Origin of the sequence: Moritella sp., from assembly GCF_033791185.1 — a bacterium.
GTDB lineage: Bacteria > Pseudomonadota > Gammaproteobacteria > Enterobacterales > Moritellaceae > Moritella.
In genome coordinates this window covers 1-6388 of record NZ_JASJHF010000256.1, presented here as the reverse complement: position 1 = coordinate 6388, position 6388 = coordinate 1, and the positions used below count along the sequence as shown (strand labels likewise).

Annotated in this window: 6 protein-coding genes; 4 read left to right on the top strand and 2 right to left on the bottom strand. The window is 41.3% G+C overall.

The genetic code is table 11. The features are described from left to right. Positions 1-170: 170 nt before the first annotated feature. Positions 171-1625, bottom strand: a complete 1455-nt coding sequence (nagE, locus tag QNK26_RS14860) for an N-acetylglucosamine-specific PTS transporter subunit IIBC (protein ID WP_319224433.1) — start codon at positions 1623-1625, stop codon at positions 171-173. A gap of 291 nt (positions 1626-1916) precedes the next feature. On the opposite strand from nagE, the gene nagB reads away from it, so the two are divergent. From nagB to yciH, 4 genes are all read left to right on the top strand, one after another. Then, entirely contained in the window at positions 1917-2726 is an 810-nt protein-coding gene (gene nagB / locus QNK26_RS14855) for a glucosamine-6-phosphate deaminase (RefSeq protein WP_319224431.1), read from the top strand. 5 nt (positions 2727-2731) lie between these two features. Beyond that, a complete protein-coding gene (gene nagA, locus QNK26_RS14850; RefSeq protein ID WP_319224428.1) occupies positions 2732-3868 on the top strand; it encodes an N-acetylglucosamine-6-phosphate deacetylase in 1137 nt (378 codons plus the stop codon). 2 nt (positions 3869-3870) lie between these two features. Then, positions 3871-5094 carry an ROK family protein gene (locus QNK26_RS14845; protein ID WP_319224425.1) on the top strand — a complete coding sequence of 408 codons (1224 nt, stop codon included), beginning with the start codon at positions 3871-3873 and terminating at the stop codon, positions 5092-5094. A 162-nt stretch (positions 5095-5256) separates the two neighbouring features. Further along, a complete protein-coding gene (gene yciH / locus QNK26_RS14840; RefSeq protein WP_319224422.1) occupies positions 5257-5598 on the top strand; it encodes a stress response translation initiation inhibitor YciH in 342 nt (113 codons plus the stop codon). Positions 5599-5670: 72 nt separating this feature from the next. Here the strand turns inward: yciH and QNK26_RS14835 are convergent, their stop codons facing one another. After that, positions 5671-5919, bottom strand: a complete 249-nt coding sequence (locus tag QNK26_RS14835; RefSeq protein WP_319224420.1) for a hypothetical protein — start codon at positions 5917-5919, stop codon at positions 5671-5673. Positions 5920-6388 lie beyond the last annotated feature (469 nt).

Below are 6388 nucleotides of genomic sequence, written 5' to 3'. Positions count from 1 at the left end.
AATTGTCAGGTCATACCTATTCGTTATTTGTTTAGCTATTTGCTTAGTTCTTTATTTAGCCCTTTGTTATCCAATTTATATGCTTATAAAAAAAGGGCGATGCATTAACTGCATCGCCCTTTTTGTACCTAGCGGTTAACTACTTAGTAGCTAACTTCACGGTAAGGATATTAAACAAGTTTTTTAAGTGCGTTAGCAACGAATTCAACTTGTGGACCAATCACGACTTGAACAGCCGTTTTGCTTGGCTTGATTACACCTGGTACGTGGCGCTTAAGTTCAGCGTCATTTACTAAAGATGAATCTTTAACATCAAGACGTAGACGTGTCGCACAGTTATCAACGTGTACTAAGTTGTCTTTACCACCAACAAGTTCGAAAACTTTAGCAGCAACTTCAACGTGTGATGCTTTACCTGCTTTAGCCGGAGCTGCAGCTTCTTCACCAGCGTCTTCGCGGCCAGGAGTCTTAAGGTTAAACTTAACGATGATAGCGCGGAATGAAACGTAGTAGATAACGAAGAATGCAGCACCTTGAACAAGCAACATGTACCACTGTGTAGCAAGTGGGTTACGTGAAGACAATACTAAATCAACGAGACCAGCACTGAAGCCGAAACCTGCAATCCACTGCATTGAAGCAGCGATGAATACAGACACCCCCGTTAGGAATGCATGTAGTACAAATAGTACAGGCGCAACGAACATGAATGAGAATTCTAGTGGTTCTGTAACACCGGTGAAGAATGTTGCGAAACCAGCAGCCATCATGATAGATGTTACTTTCGCTTTGTTTTCAGGTTTAGCAGTATGAACGAACGCGAGTGCCGCACCTAATAGACCAAACATCATGATAGGGAAGAAACCAGCTTGGTACATACCAGTAACACCAACAGTTGCGTTGCCGTTTGCTAGTGATTGTGCGCCACCAAGGAAGTTAGGAATATCGTTAATACCAGCAACGTCAAACCAGAATACTGAGTTAAGTGCATGGTGAAGACCAACAGGGATAAGCATACGGTTAAAGAATGCATAGATACCAGCGCCTGTAGGACCCATATCTTTAATACTTGTACCGAAAGATACCAGACCATCAAAAATAAGTGGCCAGATGTACATTAGTACGAACGATACGCCCATCATTACAAATGAAGTTACGATAGGAACAAGGCGACGACCACTAAAGAAGGTTAGCGCTTTAGGCAGCTCAACTTCACTGAAACGGTTATATAGCTCAGCAGAGATAACACCAACTAAGATACCAACGAATTGGTTGTTGATCTTACCGAAAGCGGCAGAAACTTGGTCAGCGCCAACACCTTGGATAGCAGCAACAGCCCCCGGTGAAAGCAATGTCGTGACAACTAAGAAGCCAACAAGACCAGCAAGCGCGGCTGAGCCGTCTTTGTCTTTTGACATACCGTAAGCAACACCTACAGCAAATAGAAGAGACATGTTATCAATGATTGCAGCACCAGATTTGATGAAGAATGCTGCAAGCATGCTTTCACCGCCCCATGCTACTGGATCAATCCAATAACCAATACCCATTAATACAGCAGCAGCAGGTAAAACTGCCACAGGAACCATCAGTGCACGACCAATTTTTTGTAAATAGCTAAACATACAGCCACTATCCTTTTCTAAGTTTAAAATCTAAATAAATGTTTTGTTTTTGTTAAGAAACTAGAGCTGTTCCATTAAAAAAAACAGACTTCGTACTTACCTCACAACTTATTTCGTAATGTAAAGTAAGACGTCATTAATGACAAACCAAATTCATCTTTAATTCGCGACACTGTGATCTAATTCAACCATTTGAGCAGAAAAAGACAAGTTTTGATGGCTGGATCCGAAAACTTAATTTACAATTAAAAAAAAGTATCAATATCACTTAAAAACTATAGAGAGTATCGCATGAGATTAATTCCTTTGATTACCCCAGCTCAAGTCGGTCGCTGGAGCGCAGCTTATATCGTTAATAAAATTAACGCGTTTAATCCAACAGCCGATAAACCATTTGTTTTAGGCCTACCAACTGGCGGTACTCCACTAACGACGTATAAAGAGTTAATCACATTACACCAAGCAGGTGAAGTTAGTTTTGAACATGTTGTGACTTTCAATATGGATGAATATGTAGGTATAGATAAAGATCATCCAGAAAGCTACCGCACATTCATGTACAGCAACTTTTTTAATCATGTAAATATTCAAGATAAGAACGTGAACTTGCTGAACGGTAATGCACAGGACCTTGAAGCTGAATGTCAGCGTTACGAAGCTAAAATTAAGAGCTACGGTCAAATAAACCTATTTATGGGTGGCGTAGGTGTTGATGGTCATATCGCATTTAACGAACCAGCATCGTCATTAGCATCACGTACTCGTATCAAGACACTAACTGAAGATACGCGTATTGCTAATTCACGTTTCTTTGACAATGATATTAGCCAAGTGCCAAAACTTGCGCTGACGGTCGGCGTTGGTACACTATTAGACTCAAAAGAAATCCTGGTGTTAATCACTGGGCACAACAAAGCATTAGCACTTCAAGCAGCAGTAGAAGGCAGTGTAAACCACCTTTGGACTATCTCTGCGCTACAATTACACGCTAAATCAATCATTGCTTGTGACGAACCAGCTACGATGGAATTAAAAGTAAAAACTGTACGCTACTTTAAAGAGCTAGAAGCGCAAAATATTCAAAGCTTTATTACGGAGTAATGACCATGTATGCACTCACTAATTGTACTATCTACACAAACGACAGAGTGCTAACTGAGCACTGTGTAATTGTCGATGGTGAATACATTCATGATGTTATTGCGCTTGCCGATTGCCCAGCAGATATCGAACGTATTGATCTTTCAGGTGCAACCCTGACTGCCGGCTTCATTGATTTGCAAATCAATGGCTGTGGTGGCGTATTATTTAATACTGCGATTAGTATTGATACCCTTGAGATCATGCAGCAAACCAACGAACGTTTTGGTTGTACCAGTTACTTGCCTACTTTAATCACGGCGACTGATGAAGCCATGAAGTCTGCTATCGATACCATGACTGCATATTTAGCCAAGCACAGTAACCAAGCTCTAGGTTTACATCTAGAAGGTCCTTACTTGTCTACAGCGAAAAAAGGCATTCACAGTATTGACCTTATTCGCCGCAGTGAACAAGTGATGATTGACCATATCTGTAATAACAGTGCGGTGATTAGCAAAGTAACGTTAGCACCCGAAAATACTGACTCAGCGCATATTAAACAATTAGCGGCAGCTGACATATTAGTATCAGTCGGCCACACCAACGCAACTTATACTGAATGTATGCAAGGTTTTGACGCTGGCGCTCGCTTCGCAACTCATTTGTTTAACGCAATGTCCTCGATTACCGGTCGTGATCCTGGTGTGGTCGGGGCGATTTATGATCATCAAGACGTTTACGCCGGTATTATTGTTGATGGTCACCACGTCGATTACGCCAATGTGCGCATGAGCCACAAGCTAATGGGCGAAAAATTAGTCTTAGTGACGGATGCCGTCGCACCAGCGGGTGCCGAAATCGAGTCTTTTGACTTCGTGGGCACAGAAGTGTTCTATCGCGATGGTAAATGTGTTGGTGCCGATGGTACACTAGGTGGATCAGCATTAACCATGATCGAAGCAGTTGAAAATACAGTGAAACACGTTGGCTTACCGCTAGATGAAACACTGCGCATGGCAAATCTATACCCTGCAAAAGCAATCGGTGTAGATGATAAACTTGGTAGCATTGCAAAAGGCAAAGTTGCAAATTTAACAGCCTTTGATGCGGACTTCACTGTTATCAAAACGATCGTAAACGGACAAGTGAAAAACTTCTAATTATGAAACATAGCCCAGTCGCCAATATTGAATTTATTAAGCAAGTCAATACGGCTTCTGTTTATCGCCTTATCGATGAACAGAAGCAAATTTCACGCGTTGATTTAGCAAAACTTAGCGAACTAGCGCCTGCTAGTATCACTAAAATGACACGTCAATTAATGGCGGCGGGGTTAATTAAAGAGGTTGCACAACAAGCCTCTACTGGTGGTCGACCAGCTATATCGCTAACCTGTGAAATAGATCCATTTGTCTTTCTCAGCTGTAAACTCGGTCGTAACAATTTAACTATCGCATTGCATGACATTGCAGGTTCTAAGCTGACCGATTACCGTGTCGCTTTAAACACTGCCCCAAGCAACGATGTGATCCCCTTTTTATTCGCGCAAATAGCTGACTTCATTAACGCTAATATTGACCCTGACAAACAGCGTCTTATCGCCATAGCGGTGACATCACCCGGCTTGATCGACCGTGAATCAGGCACGATTGTGTATCTACCAAAACACAATTTAAAAGATATACCGCTCGGGAAACTGCTCACCGAAGAGTTTAGTGTTCCTGCTTATATTGCCAACCATACCCAAGCTTTATCATTAGCAGAACTGTATTCTGGTGCGGCGCAAGACTGTCAAGACAGTGTATTACTGTCGGTGCATGATGGTATCGGTTCAGGTATTATTAATAACGGTAAAATCTTTACTAATTACAATAACCAAGTGGGGGAAATTGGTCATATCCGTATTGACCCACTCGGTTTACTTTGCCATTGTGGCAGCCATGGTTGCTTAGAAACCATTGCTTCTAATGAAGCGATCCTTAAACAGATGACAGCGTTGATTACCCAAGGTCATGAAACCAGCCTGACACTTGATAATTTAAGCATCGAATCCATTTGTCATGCGGCTAATCATGGTGATGAATTATCCGTGCAAGTATTACAACGCATGAGTAAGCTACTTGGTCAAGCTATTGCAATCATTGTTAACTTGTTTAACCCACAAAAGGTGTTAATCAAAGGCGAGATTGTCGCAGCAAAATCGCTCATTTTCCCTATTATTGAGCACAGTGTGGCGCAGCATGCTTTAGGTAGTTTCGTACCAAACTTGGTGATTAGCGAAGCTAAATTTCAAAATGAACCGTCTATGGCTGGTGTCGCATTAGTACGCAAATCACTGTTAGAAGGCAGCCTGCTCAATCATATTATTCATGAGTTTGATAACTAGTTATCAGCTCATGCGAATGACATAACCTCAGCGTCACGCACATTTCCCCAAACTTACATATGCGGTTTGGGGAAGCGTTTACGCCAGCATTATCATTTTTACTTTTGTTTGCTATAATCCTCCCTAACTCAGCTTGACTGAACACCCTTTTATTGACTGTTAATGAGTATTGATATGCATTTCGATGACAATATCCGCATGTTTTTCTCAACCGAAAGCGGCCGTATTAAAGAAGAAAAACAAATTGAAACGGCGCCAGAAGGTGATGGTATTGTGCGTATTCGCCGTGAAACTAAAGGCCGTAAAGGTAAAGGCGCGACGACAATTAGCGGTATCGACTTACCCGAAAAAGAATTAAAAGCACTGGCTAAAGAATTAAAAAAGAAAAGTGGTGTGGGCGGTAGCGTGAAAGATTTCATCATCGAGATCCAAGGCGACCAACGAGAGATGGCCAAAGAATTTTTAGAGAAAAAAGGCTATACCGTTAAACTAGCTGGCGGTTAGATCCCAGCTACTTATCAATGTGCTAAGTGTAATAACCACAAGCACATTGATAAACCATCATTTTACTATAAATTAATAATGAAACTCATTGAAGCTATCTTCATATTCATAATCATATTCATCTTTATAGTTATATGAAGCTTCATATTCATCTTCATATTGCATCTGTCTGTAATGCTCTGAATAAGGATTCAAACGTTCCTCTGGCAGGAGATATGAATTCTCTTCATATTCACCTGAATAACTACCGACCCGATTAGGATCACTACTGCAAGCGCTCAAAACACCTGATATAACAATTACCATCATCATTTTTTTCATCACTCGATCCCCATATTACGGCTGCTCAAGAATTACCATAAGGGTAATTAAACGCGCTATAGCTATCTACAGACCCCGCCTCAATATCCTTTTGCATTTCTATATACGTGTTGGAGTCCCCCAGTGGATGAGGATATATATAGGGCATATCGTTATTGTCTACTGGCTCATCAAAATAGCCATCAGTCCCCTGCGGGTCACTACTACAAGCACTCAATACGCCTGACATAACGATAACCATTAGCATAGTTTTCATCATTCACTCCTCATTTTGTTACCGATATATACAGCTATAAAGCAATTATAAATTAACTATAGCTCCTAGTGCGACAAGAGTCACATTACGGTCAAACAGCTGCCGCTTTAAATACTTGTCATTTATGCCAAATCAAGGCACCATAAGCTTGTCGACAGTAATCAAATCATTGACTGTACGATTAAATTCTCAGGGCGGGGTGTAATTCCCCAC